General features: G+C 43.5%; 21 protein-coding genes and 1 tRNA gene. 14 read left to right on the forward strand and 8 right to left on the reverse strand.

Translation table 11 applies throughout. The features are described 5' to 3' along the window. Positions 1-20: 20 nt before the first annotated feature. From serS to ACO6S0_RS19440, 3 genes are read right to left on the reverse strand one after another with little or no spacing between them, the layout of a single operon-like run. Entirely contained in the window at positions 21-1,292 is a 1,272-nt protein-coding gene (gene serS / locus ACO6S0_RS19430; protein WP_422349935.1) for a serine--tRNA ligase, read from the reverse strand. A 49-nt stretch (positions 1,293-1,341) separates the two neighbouring features. Next, positions 1,342-2,658 (reverse strand): HTTM domain-containing protein, encoded by a 1,317-nt coding sequence (locus ACO6S0_RS19435; RefSeq protein ID WP_422349936.1) that lies wholly within the window; start codon positions 2,656-2,658, stop codon positions 1,342-1,344. A 1-nt stretch (position 2,659) separates the two neighbouring features. After that, positions 2,660-3,589, reverse strand: coding sequence for a bifunctional riboflavin kinase/FAD synthetase (locus tag ACO6S0_RS19440; protein WP_422349937.1), 930 nt, complete (start codon positions 3,587-3,589; stop codon positions 2,660-2,662). A gap of 186 nt (positions 3,590-3,775) precedes the next feature. Here ACO6S0_RS19440 and ACO6S0_RS19445 point away from each other — a divergent pair, with 186 nt between their 5' ends. Both ACO6S0_RS19445 and ACO6S0_RS19450 read left to right on the forward strand, forming a co-directional pair. Then, positions 3,776-7,417, forward strand: coding sequence for a reprolysin-like metallopeptidase (locus ACO6S0_RS19445; RefSeq protein ID WP_422349938.1), 3,642 nt, complete (start codon positions 3,776-3,778; stop codon positions 7,415-7,417). Beyond that, on the forward strand, positions 7,414-8,100 hold the full coding sequence (locus tag ACO6S0_RS19450) for a hypothetical protein (RefSeq protein ID WP_422349939.1): 687 nt from the start codon (positions 7,414-7,416) through the stop codon (positions 8,098-8,100). The genes ACO6S0_RS19445 and ACO6S0_RS19450 overlap by 4 nt, the downstream gene beginning before the upstream one ends. A gap of 6 nt (positions 8,101-8,106) precedes the next feature. On the opposite strand, the gene pth is transcribed toward ACO6S0_RS19450, so the two are convergent. From pth to ACO6S0_RS19465, 3 genes are all read right to left on the reverse strand, one after another. Next, the gene (pth, locus tag ACO6S0_RS19455) at positions 8,107-8,736 is read right to left on the reverse strand and encodes an aminoacyl-tRNA hydrolase (RefSeq protein ID WP_422349940.1); all 630 of its coding nucleotides are present in this window, start codon (positions 8,734-8,736) and stop codon (positions 8,107-8,109) included. A gap of 92 nt (positions 8,737-8,828) precedes the next feature. Continuing rightward, entirely contained in the window at positions 8,829-9,488 is a 660-nt protein-coding gene (locus ACO6S0_RS19460; protein ID WP_422349941.1) for a 50S ribosomal protein L25/general stress protein Ctc, read from the reverse strand. A gap of 83 nt (positions 9,489-9,571) precedes the next feature. After that, a complete protein-coding gene (locus tag ACO6S0_RS19465) occupies positions 9,572-10,513 on the reverse strand; it encodes a ribose-phosphate pyrophosphokinase (protein ID WP_422349942.1) in 942 nt (313 codons plus the stop codon). Between the two features lie 139 nt (positions 10,514-10,652). On the opposite strand from ACO6S0_RS19465, the gene ACO6S0_RS19470 reads away from it, so the two are divergent. The 3 genes from ACO6S0_RS19470 (at position 10,653) to ACO6S0_RS19480 (ending at position 12,532) form a co-directional block, all read left to right on the forward strand. Next, positions 10,653-10,820, forward strand: coding sequence for a GIY-YIG nuclease family protein (locus ACO6S0_RS19470; protein WP_422351854.1), 168 nt, complete (start codon positions 10,653-10,655; stop codon positions 10,818-10,820). A gap of 6 nt (positions 10,821-10,826) precedes the next feature. After that, positions 10,827-10,908 (forward strand) — tRNA-Leu (locus tag ACO6S0_RS19475). A 211-nt stretch (positions 10,909-11,119) separates the two neighbouring features. Next, positions 11,120-12,532 carry an alkaline phosphatase PhoX gene (locus tag ACO6S0_RS19480; RefSeq protein ID WP_422349943.1) on the forward strand — a complete coding sequence of 471 codons (1,413 nt, stop codon included), beginning with the start codon at positions 11,120-11,122 and terminating at the stop codon, positions 12,530-12,532. A 9-nt stretch (positions 12,533-12,541) separates the two neighbouring features. Here the strand turns inward: ACO6S0_RS19480 and folE are convergent, their stop codons facing one another. Beyond that, positions 12,542-13,207, reverse strand: a complete 666-nt coding sequence (gene folE / locus ACO6S0_RS19485; protein WP_422349944.1) for a GTP cyclohydrolase I FolE — start codon at positions 13,205-13,207, stop codon at positions 12,542-12,544. Between the two features lie 56 nt (positions 13,208-13,263). Beyond that, positions 13,264-13,644 (reverse strand): MerC domain-containing protein, encoded by a 381-nt coding sequence (locus ACO6S0_RS19490; protein ID WP_422349945.1) that lies wholly within the window; start codon positions 13,642-13,644, stop codon positions 13,264-13,266. Positions 13,645-13,765: 121 nt separating this feature from the next. Here ACO6S0_RS19490 and ACO6S0_RS19495 point away from each other — a divergent pair, with 121 nt between their 5' ends. From ACO6S0_RS19495 to ACO6S0_RS19535, 9 genes are all read left to right on the forward strand, one after another. Then, positions 13,766-14,392 (forward strand): ABC transporter ATP-binding protein, encoded by a 627-nt coding sequence (locus ACO6S0_RS19495; RefSeq protein WP_422349946.1) that lies wholly within the window; start codon positions 13,766-13,768, stop codon positions 14,390-14,392. After that, positions 14,389-15,684, forward strand: a complete 1,296-nt coding sequence (locus ACO6S0_RS19500; RefSeq protein WP_422349947.1) for an ABC transporter permease — start codon at positions 14,389-14,391, stop codon at positions 15,682-15,684. Before ACO6S0_RS19495 ends, ACO6S0_RS19500 begins: the two co-directional genes overlap by 4 nt. Beyond that, entirely contained in the window at positions 15,677-16,117 is a 441-nt protein-coding gene (locus tag ACO6S0_RS19505; protein WP_422349948.1) for a hypothetical protein, read from the forward strand. Before ACO6S0_RS19500 ends, ACO6S0_RS19505 begins: the two co-directional genes overlap by 8 nt. A 38-nt stretch (positions 16,118-16,155) precedes the next feature. Then, positions 16,156-16,548 carry a hypothetical protein gene (locus ACO6S0_RS19510; protein WP_422349949.1) on the forward strand — a complete coding sequence of 131 codons (393 nt, stop codon included), beginning with the start codon at positions 16,156-16,158 and terminating at the stop codon, positions 16,546-16,548. A 4-nt stretch (positions 16,549-16,552) separates the two neighbouring features. After that, positions 16,553-16,978 carry a Fur family transcriptional regulator gene (locus ACO6S0_RS19515; protein ID WP_422349950.1) on the forward strand — a complete coding sequence of 142 codons (426 nt, stop codon included), beginning with the start codon at positions 16,553-16,555 and terminating at the stop codon, positions 16,976-16,978. A 108-nt stretch (positions 16,979-17,086) separates the two neighbouring features. Next, positions 17,087-17,554: a homocysteine S-methyltransferase family protein gene (locus ACO6S0_RS19520; protein WP_422349951.1), complete on the forward strand. Its 468-nt coding sequence runs from the start codon at positions 17,087-17,089 to the stop codon at positions 17,552-17,554. 118 nt (positions 17,555-17,672) lie between these two features. Beyond that, positions 17,673-18,101 carry a nucleoside deaminase gene (locus tag ACO6S0_RS19525; RefSeq protein WP_422349952.1) on the forward strand — a complete coding sequence of 143 codons (429 nt, stop codon included), beginning with the start codon at positions 17,673-17,675 and terminating at the stop codon, positions 18,099-18,101. A 1-nt stretch (position 18,102) separates the two neighbouring features. Then, on the forward strand, positions 18,103-18,726 hold the full coding sequence (locus ACO6S0_RS19530) for a pyridoxamine 5'-phosphate oxidase family protein (RefSeq protein ID WP_422349953.1): 624 nt from the start codon (positions 18,103-18,105) through the stop codon (positions 18,724-18,726). 158 nt (positions 18,727-18,884) lie between these two features. Continuing rightward, complete coding sequence (locus tag ACO6S0_RS19535; protein ID WP_422349954.1) at positions 18,885-20,249, forward strand: aldehyde dehydrogenase; 1,365 nt, start codon at positions 18,885-18,887, stop codon at positions 20,247-20,249. The last annotated feature ends 11 nt before the right edge of the window (positions 20,250-20,260 follow it).

The following is a 20,260-nucleotide window of genomic DNA, read 5'->3' on the forward strand; positions in this document are numbered from 1 at the left end:
TAAATTAGGGACAACAAATCTTAATTGATCATATCAAATCCGCAGTAGGGAACCAATACTTCCGGGATTTTAATACCGTCCTTGGTTTGGTAATTTTCCAAGATGCCTGCCAGAACCCTAGGCAAGGCCAGGGAGCTTCCATTTAGGGTGTGCGCCAATTGCTTTTTCCCATTTTCATCCTTAAAACGAAGTTTTAATCGATTGGCCTGGAAGGTCTCAAAATTTGACACGGAGCTTATCTCCAACCAGCGATCCTGCGCGGTGGAGAACACTTCAAAATCAAATGTGAGGGCAGAGGTAAAGCCCAAATCTCCACCGCAAAGACGAAGAATTCTATAAGGAAGTTTTAACTCAACAAGAATCCCTTTAACATGTTCCACCATTTCATCCAGTGCTTTGTAAGAGGCATCTGGACGTTCAATACGAACCACTTCTACCTTGTCAAATTGATGCAATCGGTTAAGCCCCCTAACGTGGGCGCCATAGCTTCCGGCCTCCCTTCTAAAACAGGGAGTGTAGCCCGTGTACTTGATGGGTAAATCCGAAGCGGTAAGCATGTCGTCCCTATGTAGGTTGGTTATTGGAACTTCCGCTGTTGGAATCAGATATAGATCATCCGCTTGAACATGGTACATCTGGCCCTCTTTATCTGGTAATTGACCTGTGCCGTAGCCAGAGGCCTCATTGATCATGTGTGGAACCTGCAACTCGGTATAACCCGCTGCTGTATTCTTATCCAAAAAATAGGAAATCAGTGCCCGTTGAAGTCGTGCTCCTTTGCCCTTGTATACTGGAAACCCAGCTCCTGTAATCTTGACACCCGACTCAAAATCGATGATGTCATACTTTTTCGCCAACTCCCAATGCGGTAATGCACCTTCCGCCAACTCTGGGATATCTCCTTGGCGAAAAACTTCCTCGTTGTCCTCGTCTGTGTTGCCCGCGGGAACAGATTCGTGAGGGACGTTGGGAATCAGATATAACTGTTCCTGTAGCGCTTCCGCAGTGGCATTGAGTTCTTCACCCAGTTGCTTTGATGCCTCTTTTAAGCCTGCAGTCTGCTCTTTTAAGGTGTTCGCCTCCTCTGCTTTTCCTGATTTAAAAAGTATGCCAATTTCTTTGGAAAGTTTGTTTGACTCGGCCAAAGTTGCGTCCAATTCGGTCTGAATGGAACGTCGTTTTTCATCTAAATCAAGCACAGCGGAAAGGATAGGCTCAATATCCAAGTTCCTCTTTTTTAGTGCGGTGATAATCCCTTCCTTATTCTCCCTAATAGTCTGTAATTGAAGCATGGCCTTGTTTTGAGCCGCAAATTTAATTCAATCTAGGCAAGATGCACAACTATTCTTCAGCTTGTGAAGGCAAAATCCATTCATTATGGCCAAAATGTTTCCACGGCACGCTGGCCAGGTCCACTTCGGGATCAATAAATTCATGAAATTTCCCCTGATTGACTTTCACTTTATTTTCCACAAAAACTTGAATGTCCTCTCCCTTTTTGGCATATTCCTTTTTAAGGTATTGGGCAAACTGCCAGGTAAAATCAGGATAGCAAGATACTTTTCTGCGCTGCTTTTTGGTAAGATGGTCGCCCAATTTTATGACCTCGATTTTGCCGGTTTCCTTGTTCACTGCTTTGACCCGAATAGATCCAGCACGGCTGCGCAACATCATCCGCCAACTCAAGCGATGTCCTTCCTCTGTCCAAAGCACATCATCCTGAAACGTATAGTGGCGTAAAGGAAGCAATAATTGTACGATAAAATAGATGCTTAATACGGATACAATCAAATTCCTGTTTTTGGGAATGGCCGGGGTATTATTGGTTTCCACACTTTTTCGTTTTAGGAAAATATTCCTAATGGTTTCCGGAGGGAAAAAGAACACGATAAATGCCAAGGAGAGGTATGGAAAAATCCCAATTTGGAATACAATACTGTTGAACAGATGGAAGAAGATGGAAAACGCGAAGGCCGCCTTACGGGTGGGTTTCCAAAGCAAGGCAGGAACCACCAGTAAATCATAAAAAATCCCGAAAAACGCTACAATTTTGTGCACCCATTTTTGCTGAAGTAAATCACCAATAAGGTAATAATCCGCTTTGGACTTCATTAGAATCTCAATAATGCTGAAATCCAACCAATCCCCATAAAGTTTGGCCACCGAGGCGTATGTGTATACAATAAAAAGCTGCAAAATTATGGCCCAGCGTATCCAGTTGTGCATGGTAGTGGAACGGATACTGGGATTTTGTTTGGCGTCCAGGGAAAAATCACGGTTTGCCGGAAAAAATGCCATGATATAGGACAACAACATCAATAAATAATAGTGGTTGTTGTAAGATGTTTTTTGCATGAGGTAGACCCCGGTCCATAGGATGGCAAAGGCAAAGGCACTGAATCTATATCGATAGCCCAAAGTAATCAATACCCCAAGGGTGCCCATGATGGCAAAGTAGATATACATTCCACTGCCGGGAAGGGGTTGCAACCATTCAAACCCAATGAAACTGAACGTAAATTTGGGTTCCACCAAGGTGCGGCGCACCCAACCGGTTGCAATGGCGCCATAACATTCCGCGCTGACCAACAAGCCATAGAATACCCTAAAAACTATAAGTTGGGCATTATCTATTTTTTTAAAAAGAAACTGGTTCACTTTAGCTCGAAATTAAGTCCAACGAGGTTTTTCTGTCCTTTTTGAGCTGCTCTTGAAGCTCCTGTACGGAATCAAATTTGTGTTCATCCCGGATACGATGGAGTAGGTCCACTTGGATTTTTTTGTCGTAGAGATTCCCATCAAATTCAAAGAAGTTGATTTCGATACTCTTTTTTTTGCCTGAAACGGTGGGATTGTAGCCAATGTTCATCATTCCAAAATAATCATTGTCGTCCCAGCGACTCTTTACCACGTATACCCCATTTTTGGGAATCAGTTTGTATTTCTCAGCAATGTCCAAATTGGCCGTAGGAAAGCCAAATTGTTTACCAAGACCCTTGCCTTTTTTTACAGTGCCCGTAAGCATGTACGGATAGCTAAGGTACTTGTTGGCCGTAATAATATCGCCCTCCTGAAGCGCATTCCTAATTTTGGTGGAACTCACGGAGACATCATTGATCTCTTGGGCTGGAATTTCTTCCACCTCAAAATCCAGCGCATTTCCAAAGGAAATAAGATCCTGGATGTTGGCATTTCTGTTGCGTCCAAATCGATGGTCGTATCCAATGATGATCTTTTTGGTTTTGATACTGTTCACCAAGATGTCCCGAACAAACTCGGTAGCCGAAAGTCTGGAAAACTCTTTGGTAAAGGGATGGACAATCAGGTAATCCAGCCCCATGGCCTCCAAAATCTTGGTTTTCTCCTCCAAGGTATTCAACAATTTAATGTCCGTGTCCTTTTGAAGAACCATCCTGGGATGTGGGAAAAAAGTAAGTACTACGGATTTTAATCCTGCATTTTTGGCATTATTTATGAGGCGTTCCAGTATCTTGCCGTGTCCAATGTGGACCCCATCAAAGGTTCCAATGGTCACCGCGGTATTGAATGATGTATCTGTAAACTGAGAAATGCCTTGGATTGTTTCCACCTAAACAAGAAATAAAAAAGGCTTATTTTTGAAATTGACCGACGCCCCTTTAGTATGAAAGCTAAATTACATCTTGTTTTATCAATTACCATATTTTTTATCTCATTTTCGATCTACGGTCAACGTTCTTATTGGAAATCGATACCGATAAAGAGCTCTTTCAAAAGTGCCTCCCTGAAAAACAATATGGACAAGGCCAATGCAGTCTATACCTTGGACAAGGGGCAAATATTGGATGATTTGCTTCCTGCGTCCAAAACCAGTGGGGACAAGCGCACGGTATATCTTCCAGACGGTCATGGGGAAATCATCGGATTTGACTTGAAGGAGACCTCGGTACTTCATCCAGACTTGGCCAAGAAATATCCAGGGATAAAATCATTTACTGGGGTTAGTCAAAATGGGCAATACAAGGTGAAGTTGAGCAATTCCCATAAAGGGATGGATGGGATGCTGGTAAACCTGAAGAACCAGCAAACAACCTTCATAGAACAACTGTCCAATAAAGCGGATACCTACGTAGTATATGAAAAGGGTGCAGAATCTTCCGGAAAAGGAAGCTTTGTTTGTAAAACAGGAGACATTCAAAAATTAGTGGCCAAAACTATCACACCTTTGGTGGATGATCAATTATTGCGCAAATATCGGATTGCGGTTTCCGCCTCCGGGGAATATACCCAACACCACGGCGGCACGGTTGCCGATGCCCTTGCGGCCATAAATACAACTTTGACCAGGGTCAATGAAGTTTTTGAAACCGATTTGGGGGTCACCCTGGAATTGATTCCCAATAATGACCTGATAATTTTTACGAATTCCGGTACGGATCCCTACAATGGGAACCTTAATTCTGAGGTACAGAATACTTTGACATCAACCATAGGAGAGGAAAATTATGATGTTGGGCATTTGTTTCACAAGGTAGATCAAGGGCAGGACAATGGTAATGCAGGTTTTATTGGGGCCGTATGTTCAGATAATCGAAAGGGAAGTGCATTTTCTGCAGCGTTTAACCCCCAGGGAGATGTTTTTGATTTGGATTTTGTGTCCCATGAACTTGGACATCAATTTGGAGCCAACCATACCTGGTCTTTTGAGAGCGAAGGAACAGGAGTGCAAGCCGAACCTGCCAGTGGAACAACCATCATGGGGTATGCGGGAATAGTTCCTGGGAATAATGTAACTCCGAACGGCAGCGATTACTTTCACTTTTATAGCATTCAGCAGAGATCCACATATTTGCAGTCCGTTTCCTGTGCAGAGGAAACAGGGCTTACCAATAATCCACCAGTGCTAACCCCGGTAGGGGATTATGTTATTCCCAAAGGAACCGCGTTTGTGTTGGAGGGAATCGCAACGGATAGTGACGTAGGAGACATACTTACCTATACTTGGGAACAGATAGATAATGGGGTGGTGACCACGGCGACTTTTGGTCCTGATAACCCTAGTGGTGCCAACTTTAGGTCTTTGCCACCGACCACGGATCCCGCCAGATATTTTCCAAAATTATCCAGTGTAATTCAAGGTGAGCTTACCCAAACCGAACCCGGGATCAACGATGCTTGGGAAACCGTTTCCAACGTAGCCAGAAATTTTGAATTTGCATTTACGGTTCGCGATAATGCTGCCGGAGGAGGTCAAGTTGTTTCAGATGTGTTAAATGTGGAAGTGGTAAGTTCTGCCGGACCTTTTACGGTCACTTCGCAAGGCACCAATGAGGTTTACGAAGGGGGTTCTACCCAACAAGTGACTTGGGATGTATCCAATACCAACATTCTACCTGTCAATGCCCAAACCGTTGACATTATGCTTTCTTTGGATGGGGGTGTCACGTTTCCCATAACCTTGGCGGATGATACCTTAAATGATGGTGAGGAGGAAATTTTGATTCCAGGAGATGCCACCACAACGGCAAGAATCATGATCAAAGCAAGTGATAATGTGTTCTTTGCGGTAAATGCTTCGGATTTTACGATACAAGAGTCCCAGGTGGTATTGAGCTTTCAGGATTTGGTTTATGAGGTTTGCCAACCCGATGATTTGATCATCCCGTTCACCTACCAAACCTTTGGTGGTTTTGGTGAAACATCTACCTTTTCTGCCAATCTACCAATAGGTCTTACGGGGGTTTTTGCCCCAACCCAGGCAAGCGCAGATGATACTTCCGTACAACTGACTATTTCCAATACAAATGGGGTGGCTGCTGGGGAATACAACATTACAGTCACCTCTACTGCGGCTTCAGTAACCAAAAATGTACCCTTGACCCTTATCGTGAAGGATAATGGCTTTTCAGAGGTTGTCCTTCAATCCCCTTCGGACTCAGAGGGCAATGTTTCCATTCGCACCCAATTGAACTGGGAAGACAACGTGCTCTATTCCAGCTACGATGTGGAGGTGGCTACGGATGTAGCATTTACCAATATTGTGGAATCAGCTACAGTACCTTTTAATTTCTATCAAACCACAAGCTTGGCCGCCCAAACGGAATATTTTTGGCGTGTAAGACCCAACAATGCGTGTGGAGCAGGAACTTTTGGAACACCTTTTAGTTTTACCACCATCCAGGTGGATTGCAAAACTTTGGAACCTGCTGGGTTGCCATTGGAGATTTCATCTGTGGGAACATCGGCTGTGAGTAGTACTGTTAGCATATTTGAAGATCTTTCTGTTTCAGATGTCAATGTAAGCCTGGAATTGAACCACACCTACCTCGAGGATTTGATCATTAATTTGACTTCTCCCTCGGGGACAAAGGTTACCTTGATTTCCAATACCTGTGGGGATGCCAATAATATCAATGCCACTTTTGATGATGACGGGGCATCTATAGTTTGTGCAATCAATCCCGCCATATCGGGAACCGTAAAACCTCTAGGGGCGTTAAGTTCATTTATTGGTGAATCTGCACTTGGGGAATGGACCTTGGAAATTTTGGATACGGCAACAGGTGATGGAGGTTCCCTGATTGGCTTTACGCTGGAGGTTTGTGCCGAAGGAGCATTTAGACCTGATGAGGACGAGGATGGGGTGTTTGATGACGGTGATGACCTCTGCTTAGGGACACCAAAAGGAACCGAAGTGGATACAAACGGTTGCCCGATCAACCGCTTCCCTACAGATAATTTTACGGTGGAAGTTCAGAGTGAGAGTTGCAGAAACAACAACGATGGAACGATCAGCATAACTGCGGTTGACAATTCCATAACCTATACAGCCGTTTTGGATGGAGGCGGAACAACCTCCAATATGGACTTTACCAATTCCCATTCCTTTGGGAACCTGGAAGCTGGAACGTATTCGTTATGCATTACAGGAACCAATGGTACGGTGACGTTTAGAGAGATTTGTTTCAATCTGGAACTGACCCAACCGGAGCTGCTTTCGGTTTTTGCAGAAGTGGAAGGTCAAGCCTTGACACTTTCTATGTCTGGGGGCAGTTTATATACTATCGAACTCAATGGTTTGGCCACCCAGACATTGGATAATGAAATTCAACTGGAACTGAAGGAAGGAAGGAACACCCTAAAGGTTTCGACAGGGTTGGATTGCCAAGGAATTTATGAGGAGTCCTTTTTTGTATCTTCCAAACCCATATTGTACCCCAATGCGGTGAACCATACGGCCAAAGTATTTTTAAGTGGATATAACGGCTTGGTCAAGGTTCAGGTGTTTGCTTCCAATGGTCAATTGGTGCTTACCAAGGATGAAACCTTGAACGGAAACGATTTGGAGCTTGGAGTTTCCCTGTTGGCCAAGGGAACATATTACATGAGGATTGAAACCTTGGATACCAAGCAAGTATTTAAAATGATTAAGGAATGAAGCGGTTTTTAGCAATTTTAAGCATTTTGGTTTTGTTGTATTCCTGCAGCAAAGGTGATGATACACCCCCTGCACCCGAAGGAGCCAATTTGGTTTTTCCCAATGAAAATTCGGAATGCACCACTGGGGTAAGCATAAACAATGCACTGAGTCAGGTTACTTTTGAGTGGAGCGCTTCTGCCAATACCGATACGTATACCTTAAGTGTGGTTAACCTGGATACCAATATTCCACAGACCATTTCCACCGCTGCAACTTCGGCCAGTTTATCCATAGAAAAGGGAACCCCTTTTTCCTGGACGGTGACTTCAAGAAATTCCAATACGGATCAAACAGCAACCAGTGATACTTGGTTGTTTTACAATGCTGGTTCCCAAACCAACTATGCTCCATTTCCGGCTCAAGTGGTGAGCCCCGTTTCGGGATCTACGGTACAGAAAAGTTTGTCCAATGAGGTTACCTTGGAGTGGTCCGGTTCTGATGTGGAAGATGATATTGAGTCGTTTGAAGTCTTTTTCTCCGATCAAAACCCTCCAACTACTTCCTTGGGAACCTTGGATGCTACAACCAGCACTATTGACGTGGGAGTTTTGTCAGATACTGTTTATTATTGGAGAATTACCACAACGGATGCGCAGGGCAATACTTCAGACTCTGGGATTTTCGATTTTAGGGTATTCTAAGAAGTACTAGGTCCCGTTAAATTGGTTCATGGTGTTTTTGGTGCCGGCAAAAACATAGGAACGCACAAGGTCTGCAGATTTTTTGAGTCGCTCTGGCAAAGCCGCCCGTTCGTCCTCATTCCATTTTCCCAAAACATATTCCACCTGCCTGCCTTTGCTAAATTCAGCTCCAACCCCAAATCTAAATCGGGGATATTGCGAGGTCTGCAAGGTGTTTTGGATGTGTTTTAGTCCATTGTGCCCGCCATCGCTTCCCTTGGTTTTAAGGCGTAGTGTCCCAAAAGTGAGATTGATGTCATCCGTGATGATAAGGACATTTTCCAATGGAATTTTCTCCTTCTCCATCCAGTATTTCACAGCTTTACCGCTGAGATTCATATAGGTTGAAGGTTTTATACATAAGACGCTTCTTCCCTTATGTTTGAAGGTGCCCACTGCGCCCAATTTGCCGTTTTCAAATGCAAAACTTTCTTGTTCGGCCAAAAAATCCAAGATTTGGAAACCAATGTTGTGTCGGGTTTCCTCATATTCCGATCCTATGTTACCAAGGCCAACAATCAGAAATTTTTTCATGGGATCAAGTTCTTCAATCAAGGGTTTTGTAATGCCGAAAAGGGACTTTAGCAACTGCAGCATCAATTAATTGGGTTTTGCCCAAAAATAAGAAAGCATCCCCAAACTTTACTTTAGTGTAAAACGGGGATGCTATTATTTTGGTGAGATGAAACCTACTCGGTAGCTTCTGCAGCTGGGGCTTCAGCACCTTCTGCTGCTCCTTCGGCACCTTCTGCACCTTCTGCTCCTTCAGTTTCTTCCTCTTCCTCTTCAGAATCATCCACAGATGTTCTAGAGGCTTTTACCTGAACAACCGCGGTACTATCCGGGTGTAGAATGGTGAAATCATCGCTCAACAAGGTTTCCACGGCAATGGTTCCCCCAATTCTCAATTTGGAGATATCCACGGTAATAAAATCTGGAAGTAGATTTGGCAATGCCTTAATGGAAAGCTTTCTTTTCCTGAACAACAAACGTCCACCGTTTCGTACACCGGGAGAGTTCCCTTCCAAACGAACGGGGATGTTCATGGTCACGGGCTTGTCCTCGAACAACTGATAAAAATCGATGTGCAAGATTTTGTCGGTTACAGGATGAAATTGGATATCCTGTAATACAGCATCAAACTTTTGTCCGTCTTCCAACTCAATCACAGCCGTGTGCGCGTTGGGGGTGTACACTAAATGTCTGAACGCTAGCTCATCTGCTGAAAAGTGCAATGGCTTATCCCCTCCGTACAGCACGCAAGGGACCTTTCCAGCATTACGTAAGGCCTTGGTAGATACCTTGCCCACGCTTTCTCTTTGGGATCCTTTGATAGTAATTGACTTCATAACTTTTGTTATCTATAAAATATTTAATTTATTCTTATTCATTTTCGAATTGTCAGACATATCGGCCTGAGCGTAGTCGAAGGCTACATTAAGAATTTTGAGGAAATTGAGGTGTTGTGGTGAACCCGGTGCATAACATCTGCAAAGAGGTCCGCACAGCTCAATACCTTTATTTTATCCTTGTCCTCTTTTACGGGAATCGAATCGGTTACGATCAATTCCGTCAATGTGGACTTTTCTATTTTTTCATAAGCATTACCGGACAACAGACCATGTGTGGTAATGGCGCGCACGCTCAAGGCCCCTCTTTCCATCATAAGGTCAGCAGCCTTTGTAAGGGTTCCGGCAGTGTCAACCATATCATCCACCAAAACAACATTCTTCCCTTTCACCTCGCCAATAAGCTCCATATGGGAAATTACATTGGCTTTAGCACGTTGCTTGTAGCAGATCACAACATCGCTTTCAAGGGCTTTGGAGTATGCATAGGCACGTTTGGAACCTCCCATGTCAGGAGAAGCGATGCACAAGTTGTCCAATTTCAACCCTTTTAGATAGGGTAAGAACAGGGTAGAGGCAAACAGATGGTCCACTGGTTTTTCAAAGAACCCCTGAATCTGATCGGCATGTAGATCCATGGTGATGATTCTGGTGGCCCCCGCAGTTTCCAACATTTTGGCAATCAATTTTGCGGCAATGGGTACCCTGGGCTTGTCCTTTCTGTCCTGTCTGGCCCAACCAAAGTAGGGCATTACAGCGGTTATATGTCTTGCCGAAGCTCTTTTGGCCGCATCAAGCATAAGCAACATCTCCATCAGATTTTCCGAACTGGGATTGGTAGATCCAATGATAAAAATCCTTGCTCCACGGATAGATTCTTCAAACGATGGCTGAAATTCCCCGTCGCTATATCTTGAAAAAAGTACATTTCCAAGGTTTGCCCCATAGGATGCAGCAATTTTCTCGCCAAGTGCTGTACTTTGGGTACAAGCAAAAATTTTGGGTTCTGGAACTTGGTACGGCATTGTAATCTGTTGTCGACTAGATTATTAAATCTTCTTTTTTTCAAAAGAGGTGCAAATTTATAAATTAATTCGGGTTGCTAAAGGATATTTCGAGGTATTTTTGGTTGTAAATGAAATTATTTTTTAGCTTTGCAGTCCCATTTCAAAAAGGCACAATAGAGGTTGGGAAAAGACAACCAGACCTTATGCTCCTTTCAGGTTGATTTATCAAGAATCATGCAAGGATAGGTGCGAAGCAAGGAAAAGGGAAAAATATTGGAAGTCGGGAGTTGGTAAAGAAAAACTCCGCAACTTAGAGATAAGTTGACCTAATGCCTTGGTGGCGGAATTGGTAGACGCGCTGGATTCAAAATCCAGTTCTTTCGGGAGTGTGGGTTCGATTCCCACCCAAGGTACTTTAAAAGCCGAGATCTTGATCTCGGCTTTTTTATTTGGGTAAGCCGCTGAATCTTGCTTCTTCGCCCATTAGCCAATCCCCATTCCTGGGTCAGTGTTTAGAATAGGTTAGCAAATTGTTTTGAAATTCAAAATAGACTACTTTTTCTATTCCAATGAATAACTTTGTTTAAAGGAGGCACTGCCTAGCCAATAAAACAATCACATAGGATGAGCGATAACCAGAAAGACTATACCCGAAGACATTTTATTAAACAATCAACCCTTACTTCCATAGCACTGATTTCATTGGTCAATTGCACCAATAAGAAAAAGAAAGGCGAAAACTCGGTAAACAGGGAAGCGGTCAGTTTGGATCTAAAACCAGATGCCAACGGTTATCTAGATCTTCCCGAAGGGTTTTCGTATAAAGTGATTTCAAAATCTGGCCAAAAAATGTCTGATGGGCTGTTGGTGCCCGGTAGACCTGATGGAATGGGGGCCTTTCTGGATGGCGCAGGGCGAACGGTCATTATTTGTAACCATGAGAATAGCCCTACAACATTGGAACATAGTCCTTTTGGACCGGCCAACGAACTATTGTCAGGTGTGGATTTGGACAAGCTCTTCGATTCAGGAAATGGAATTAATCCGGGATTGGGGGGAACCACTACCTTGATATATGATGAAGAAAAGGGAACAGTCGTAGATCAATATCTGAGTTTGGCGGGGACCTATAGGAACTGTGCAGGTGGGGTTTCACCTTGGAGGAGTTGGATTACCTGCGAGGAAGATGTTACCAAAGCAGATGGGAAGCAAACCCTAGAAGACCATGGTTATGTGTTTGAGGTGCCCATGGATGCCAAAGAAATGGTTCCGCCTATACCCATAAAGGCCATGGGGCGATTTAACCATGAGGCCGTAGCAGTAGACCCTAAATCGGGTTGTATTTATTTAACCGAAGACAGGCATGATGGACTTATCTACAGGTTTATTCCGAACGAGAAGGAAAACCTTTTGGCCGGAGGATTGTTGCAGGCTTTGGCCATACGAGATAAAAAAAGTCTGGATACAAGAAACTGGGAAGCGCAAGAGGTACCAAGGAATACCCCCATGGAGGTGTTTTGGATAGATTTGAACGATGTGGAAGCTCCCGAGGACGACCTAAGATTTAGGGGATTTGATGCTGGGGCGGCCCGGTTTGCCCGAGGCGAAGGCATTTGGATGGGTGAAGGAGAGCTGTTTTTCGCCTGTACCAATGGAGGATCGGAGAATTTTGGACAGGTTTTTAAATACAGCCTGTCCCCAAAAGAAGGTATGGAAGGGGAGAATGAACAACCGGCGATGCTGGAACTTTATGCAGAATCCAACGACAAAACCGTTTTGCATATGTGTGACAACCTTACCATTGCACCATGGGGAGATGTATTGCTCTGTGAGGACAATGGGGAGTTGAACCATATTCGGGGGATAGATAAAGATGGAAACATTTATACCATGGCTTGCAATCGTAGTTCCAAATCGGAACTTACGGGCTTGGTGTTTTCTCCGTCTGGAAAAACCCTCTTCGTAAATGTTCAGGAGAATGGTGACACGGTGGCCATTACAGGGCCATGGGAAAGATTCGGTAAGGAGGCAGTGTAGCGTGGGCGATTACCGCTTCACATCATCCGCAACCAGGGCTAGAAATTCATTCCGATAGATTGAATCCTCAAAAACACCTCCGTATTCCATGGTAGTGGTGGTGCTGTTTTTGTCCTTGATGCCACGGGAGGAAACGCAAAGATGTTCCGCGTTCACCACCACGATGACATCTTCGGTGCCCAAGGTCTGCTGTAAATCCTTCATGATCTGCAAGCAAAGGCGTTCCTGGACTTGGGGGCGGTGGGAGTAGTAATCCACCAGTCTGTTTATTTTGGAAAGTCCAATCACCTTTCCCTTTGGGATATAACCGATGTGGGCCTTCCCAATTATAGGAAGAAAATGGTGCTCACAGGAAGAGTCAATATTTATATCCTTTTCAACCAACATTTTTTTATACCCATATTTATTGCTGAAGGTGGATATTTTGGGTCGATTCTTGGGATTAAGCCCATAGAATAACTCCTTTACATACATCTTGGCGAATCGGTATGGGGTGCCCGAGAGACTATCGTCGGATAAATCCAAACCAAGGGCTTCCATGATTTTTTGAAAATGATATTGAATGGTTTCAATCTTTTCATCATCGGAAGGATCAAAAGCGTTGGGATGTAAAGGCGTCTCCAAGGAAGTAGGAAGATGTTGGTCTCCTATGATTTCAATTTTTTCGATATCCATTTTTAGTAGTTGGGAGATTAAAATGGGAATTAGTTTTCTGCGTAACAGCTTAGCGGTCAGCATTTACAATATCTGCGGTTGTATAGGTGGAAAAATATGAGGCCCAATGCCGGTATATATACTGCTTCCTCCGCAAGGGGAATCAAGGAAAGTTTTTCATTAAGAAGTACAAAAGCCAAAAGTAACCAGCAGGCCCATAATGCAAGACCTACCCACCGCCTTGTAGTGACTTTGTTGGTCCAGACAATGGCGAAAAAGGAAATTACAAGAAAAACCAGGTCAAGGATTCCCCACCATCCCGGACGCCCCTCACCTGCGGACACGACCCCAGCCTGAACTACAAAAAGAAACGGGGTTGCCACGCAATGTACAAGGCAAAGTGCACTGGCAGCTGCGCCAATAACATCGGATTTTGATGTAAGATTAACAGTTTTCATATTTAAGTAGTTTTGGAACCAATCTTCAAATTTTGAATTTTGAGGAACAAAAATAGTGTAAAAATGTAAACGCAACTTAGTTGCATTTACAATTATTTTTATTTTTGCTAAAAGCATTCACTTGATAAAAACAGATGCACTTCAATTTACCTATGAAAATGGATCGGAATTTTCCTTTCCGGACGTCCATTTAAAATCTGGCGAACACCTTTTAATACTTGGTCCATCCGGGATTGGTAAAACCACTTTGCTTCATTTATTGGCGGGGATATTACCGGCTGCCAGTGGCAAAATTACCGTGGCTGGAACCGAGTTTCAATCCTTAAACCGCAAGGAGATGGACCGTTTCAGGGGAAGCCATATTGGATTGATATTTCAGCAATATCACTTCATTGGGTCCCTTAGTGTTTACGAAAACTTGGTACTAAGACAAAGTTTTCCCAAAAAAGCTGTAGACAAGACTCGGATAAAGGAGCTTGCTTCTCGATTGGGATTATCTGAAGTGCTACACAAAAAGGTGACACAGCTTAGTCAGGGGCAACAACAACGACTTTCCATTGCCTTGGGCCTCATCAATAAACCGGATGTAATCTTTGCCGATGAGCCCACATCCAATCTGGATGACGCAAACTGTAAAGCGGTTATTGAACTGTTGAAGGAGGAAGCCAAAATATGCCAAAGTAGTTTGGTGATCATCACCCATGACCACAGAATAAAGTCCCATTTTAGAAATCAATTGACCCTATGAGACTTGGATTTTTGGCATTTCGGAACATGGTGTCCAAACCGCTCAATTTACTTTTAAGCCTGTTACTACTGGTGCTGAGTGTGTTCTTGGTAACATTTGTACTGCAACTTAGCAAACAATTGAGTGGTCAATTGGATAAGAACATAGCTCCTTTTGATATGGTGGTGGGCGCAAAAGGAAGCCCGCTACAACTGGTGTTGTCCTCGGTCTTGCATGTTGATGTTCCTACGGGCAACATTAAGTTGGAAGAAGCAGAATTTTTAACCAAAAACCCCATGGTTGGATCGGCGATTCCAGTTTCCTACGGGGATAACTATAAAGGATATCGTATCTTGGGAACCACCCATGAGTATCTGGATAAGTATGGAGCGACCCTGCTGGAAGGAGAAATGTATTCCAAATCCTTTGAGGTGGTGGTAGGTAGTATTGCTGCTCAAAAATTGGGATTAAAGTTGGGAGATAGTTTTACGAGTTCCCATGGACTGGCTGCAAGCGGTGTCGAGTCCCATGAAGACCATCCTTATGTGGTCAAAGGGTTGTTAAAACCTACAGGAACTGTTGTGGACAGGCTACTGATTTCCAATTTGGAAAGTGTTTGGGAAGCCCATGAACATGTAGAGGAGCATGGCGAAGAGCACGAGGAGGAACATGACGATGGACATTCGGAAGAACACGAGCATGACCATGATGAAGCTCATGAGCATAACTTTGAAGACGAGCGAGCAGGAGAAGAACACCACCACGAAGATCGGGAGGTCACTTCCTTTTTGGTGAAATTCAAGAATCCAATGGCCATGGTACAATTGCCTAGGTTTATCAATGAAAATACCAACATGCAGGCGGCCTTACCGGGCTTTGAAGTTCAACGTCTCTTGGGGCTGCTTGGCTCAGGGATTAAAACAATCAATGGAATTGCCTTGGCCATCTTGTTGGTGTCCGGGCTTAGTATTTTTATCAGCCTTTTAAAGACCATCAGGGAGCGCAGGCGGGAATTGGCCTTGTTGCGTATCTACGGTCTTGGGACAGCCCAATTGTTGTGGGTGGTTTTTATGGAAGGTCTTTTTTTAACACTTTCAGGATTTTTCCTTGGGTGGTTGTTGGGAAGGATAGGCATTTGGATAACTTCCATGGTTACAGAAGCTTCCTATGGATATAACTTGCAAATAACCGGATTTGATGCCGCTGAATTGGGTTTTCTTGGCATGGCCTTGCTCATTACTTTAGTGGCCACTTTGCTTGCTTCAATATCTATTTTTAAATTGAATATTTCAAAAACATTATCGGATGCGTAATCCATTGCTTCTTTCATTCGTGCTAATCCTTGCAATCCAAGGATTATCGGCGCAGATACAGCTAACCTGGCAGGACTTTGCCGATGTTGATTTTGAACCTAAGTACAATGCTACATATGATGTTAATTTTTTGATGCCTACTTTTGGATCAAGAATTAAATCGTTCCAAGGACAGGAAGTGAAGATTAAGGGTTTCTTCCTGGACATTTCCGGGAATGGAGACATTTTTTTGGTGTCTGCAAATCCTATGGCTTCCTGCTTTTTTTGTGGGGCAGCCGGACCAGAGACCATTATAGAGGTGGATTTCAAGGAAAAACCACCTTTTAAAACGGATCAGATCGTTGAGGTTACGGGTATACTTGAGCTCAATCCTGATAATGTGGATCGTTGCAATTATATTTTAAATGGGGCCACGGGCCAATTGTTAAATTGAAAACCTGGAGTTTGTTTTGCTGTTTCATGTTGTGCTGGTTGGGAACAACGATTCAGGCACAAACGGTCTTGGAATGGGCCGACCTCCAAGCAGGCATTTCATGGGAATCCAATGCGGACATACCAATGTTCAGGCAGGCGGTTTTTGCACCGGAACTTCTGGCTTTGGACGGAAAAGAAGTCATAGTAACAGGTTATTTTTTGGTTTTGGATGGAACCCAATCCGTTTACCTACTTTCCAAAAACCCCATGGCTTCCTGTTTTTTTTGTGGAAATGGCGGCCCGGAAACCATAATGGAACTTGAATTTAGCGAAAAGCCCTCATTTGTAATGGATGATCTACTTTCCGTAAGTGGCCTACTGCGACTCAATGCGGACAATCCCAATCATTGCTATTATCGAATTGAAAAAGCGATAGCCTTAAGTCTATAAAATCTTGGAGCAACGAAAAGTAAATACTGTCGATCAAAGCAATGAGGCACTTCTGGATCAGAAGGGGCTAAAGAAAACCAAATTGCGGTTGGAGCTGGTAAAGCACTTCAAGGATGCCAAGCACGCCCAGTCTTATAGTGATTTGAAAGAGATAATGGGGGAAGGTGTGGATAAATCCACCCTATATCGGAATTTATCAGCGTTTGAGGAGGTGGGACTGATTCATGGTATTAATGACCATTCAGGAATCACCAAATATGCCTTGGGAGCATCACCTTCGGCGGGTCAGGAACATGCCCATTTTGTTTGCGAATCTTGTGAAACCGTTTATTGCGTAAAAGGAATGACGGAAATTCAAATGAAGGTCCCCAGTGGGTTTAAGGCCAAAAATATACAGACCATTATTAGGGGAACCTGTGCCAATTGTTAAATGGTTCTTTATTCTTCAAAATTAATCCACTAATTCACTAACAAACAGAATCTAAGCACTAATCCATGCCTATTAGGCAAGGGTAATTTTACTATCTTGTTCTTGACTATGGGAAGTGTTTTTACCAAAAATAGACTGTTTAGGCTGCTGCCATGTTTTGTACTTTTTTGGAGTTCCACGATGGGTTTTGCCCAACTGGAAAGAAGTGCGGAATTGGACGGCAGTTTACCCAGTGGGGAAACTTTGGAGCAAGCTATTACAACTATTGACGAGGCCACAGGCCGTTATCCAAAATATTATATGATCAACTGTGCACATCCTACGCATTTTATGCCGGTACTTGAAGGAGCAAAAAGCTGGAAAGCTCGAATTCAAGGATTAAGGGCCAATGCTTCATGTAAAAGTCATGCGGAATTGGATGAGTCAACAGAGTTGGATGTCGGTAATAAAATGGAATTTGGTCAGCTGCATAGGGAACTGCAGCAGTTGTTGCCCAACTTGGAAGTGTTTGGCGGTTGCTGCGGAACGGATGCCTCACATATCAAGGCTATTTGCGATCACATTTCCATGGCATAACTGTTTTTGAACTACCAATTTTTTGGTTGAATTTTGAGAGCCGGGATTTTTGTCTCGGCTTTTTTTGTTAACAAAGGATCCACTACTGTCAGAATGCTGTAAGGTTTTGACCATTTTTATGGCTAAGGGGGTGATGAAGAACGCTGCCTATTTTATGGAACGCTGTGAAGTATTGGCTGGCCAAGCTGTATCCAAGGGTAACAGTGCCGTTGGAAGTTTGATCGTTGTGGATGATACAATTGTTGCAGAGGCCGAGGAAGCCGCCACCTCCAAACAAGATGTGAGCCGTCATGCAGAGATGGAGGTACTAAGAAAGGCCAGGGCCATTCTTGGTAAGGATATGTCCAGAGCTACTCTGTACTCCAACAAGGAGCCTTGCGTAATGTGCAGTTATGCCATACGGGTACATCGTATTGGAACAGTAATATATAAAGAGAAATCGGGGGAGATGGGCGGAGCCAACGGGACGTTTGATGTGCTTACCACAGAAAAGGTGCCGGAAGGATGGGGACCTCCTGTCCATTGTATTCAATTGGAACAAAATTAAGATGAACTATTCAAGATTAGCATTTACGGACACGATTAAGGAAATTCAGAAGGAACAGGGAAGTAGGCATGCGTATGAGCGCATGGAACGTATGGAATTACCGGATGGCCTCTCTTTTAGAGAGATGAGTTTTATCAAGGAACGCGATAGTTTTTATGTGGCTTCTTTTGGAGAAAATGGTTTCCCGTACATACAGCATAGGGGAGGCCCAAAAGGCTTTTTAAAGATGATAGATGTGAAAACCTTGGCCTTTCTGGATTTTACCGGGAACAAGCAATACATCTCAACTGGGAATGTCAAAACACATAAAAAAGTTTCCCTTATCCTTATGGATTATGTCAATCGCGCTCGTTTAAAAATTTATGCGGAAGCTGAAATTGTGTCTTTGGAAGAAAACCCAGAGCTCGTTGAAAAGTTGGAATTGGATTACGATTACAAGGCAGAGCGCATTTTTCTTTTTCATATCAAGGCTTTTGATTGGAACTGCCCACAGCATATTACCCAACGATATACGTTTGAGGAAATCGCAAAACTAAATAAGCAACGGGAGGATTATATTCAAGACTTGGAGCAGCAAATAGAAGGGCTCAAAAAGCAGATAAAAGAAGATTCTGCAGGACATTAGGGTAAGTCACTTCCAAATGTCTATCCAGGCCTAAGCTTGCTTCTATATCATAACCTGAGTGGTTTCTTCAAGTTTGTTCTATATTTAGGGTGGGGTATTTGAACGAAGTCAATTCCCTTTGATTTTCCCAAATATGGGTCACCTCTGTTTGTGAATCTATGGACATATTAAACCTACACCGCGAATTCTTTTCAACCCAAAAAAGTAAAGATGTCTCTTTTAGAAAGAAGGCCTTGAAACGCTTGCAAAAGGAGATCGTTAAGCGGGAAGATGCAATTTGCGAAGCCCTTTACACGGATTTCAAAAAGCCCAGGTTTGAAACTTTGGTTGCGGAGACCCAGTTTGTGTTGGCTGAAATAAAAACAGCGTTAAACAACTTGGAACTGTGGGCACGCCCTGAACGGGTTTCCTCCATTCTGGCCAATTGGCCTTCGGCCGATTATCTATATCGGGAACCCTATGGTACCGTATTGCTTATAGCTCCTTGGAATTACCCATTCCAGCTGGTTTTTGCCCCCTTGGTCGGTGCAGTGGCAGCTGGCAATACGGTTGTAATAAAACCTTCCGAATTAACGCCCAATACATCCAAAATTTGTGCGGAAATTGTTGCTGCGGTGTTTGAACCTGGCCACGTTTCCGTGGTAGAAGGTGGGGTGGAAACCTCACAGAAATTGCTGGCTCAAAAATGGGATTACATTTTTTTCACCGGAAGCACCAAGGTTGGACGAATTGTATATGAAAGTGCGGCCAAACATTTAACACCTGTAACTTTGGAGCTGGGTGGCAAAAATCCCTGTATTGTGGATAGTTCGGCTTCCATTAAACTGGCAGCTAAACGCATTGCTTGGGGCAAATTCCTGAATGCAGGACAGACCTGCATTGCACCGGATTATGTGTTGGTGCACAAAAGCGTAAAGACCAAACTTGCAACAGCTTTGCAAAAAAGCATTGAGCAAGGGTTTGGAAATCTTGAACATCCTTCGGATGATTTAGCCAGAATAGTCAACGAAAAAAATTACACCAGATTAAAAAACTTGTTACATGACCAAGAAGTAAGTTTTGGCGGGTTTTTTAAAGATGATGATAAGTATCTGTCTCCAACTTTGGTAAATGAACCCGCTCTGGATAGCCCCATCATGCAGGACGAAATTTTTGGACCTATTTTACCTATCATTGGTTATGAAACGGATGATGATTTAGCTGAGGTTTTGGAACGCTACGAAAAACCCTTGGCTACCTATGTGTTTTCCAATAAAAAAACTTTTCAGAAGAAGATATTGAAGAAATATAGCTTTGGAGGTGGTGCCATCAATGATACCGTTATCCAAATTACCAATAAAAAACTTCCTTTCGGGGGTGTTGGGGCTAGTGGACTTGGAGGTTATCATGGGAAGACCTCATTCGAGATTTTTTCCAATGCAAAAGGAATCATCAAAAAGGCCAATTGGTTGGATATCCCCTTGCGTTATCCACCGTATAAACTCCCCAAGGGAATTGTGAAAAAAATAAAGCACTTGTTTTAAAACTCCCACCT

This window comes from Flagellimonas sp., assembly GCF_965233845.1.
Classification (GTDB): domain Bacteria; phylum Bacteroidota; class Bacteroidia; order Flavobacteriales; family Flavobacteriaceae; genus Flagellimonas.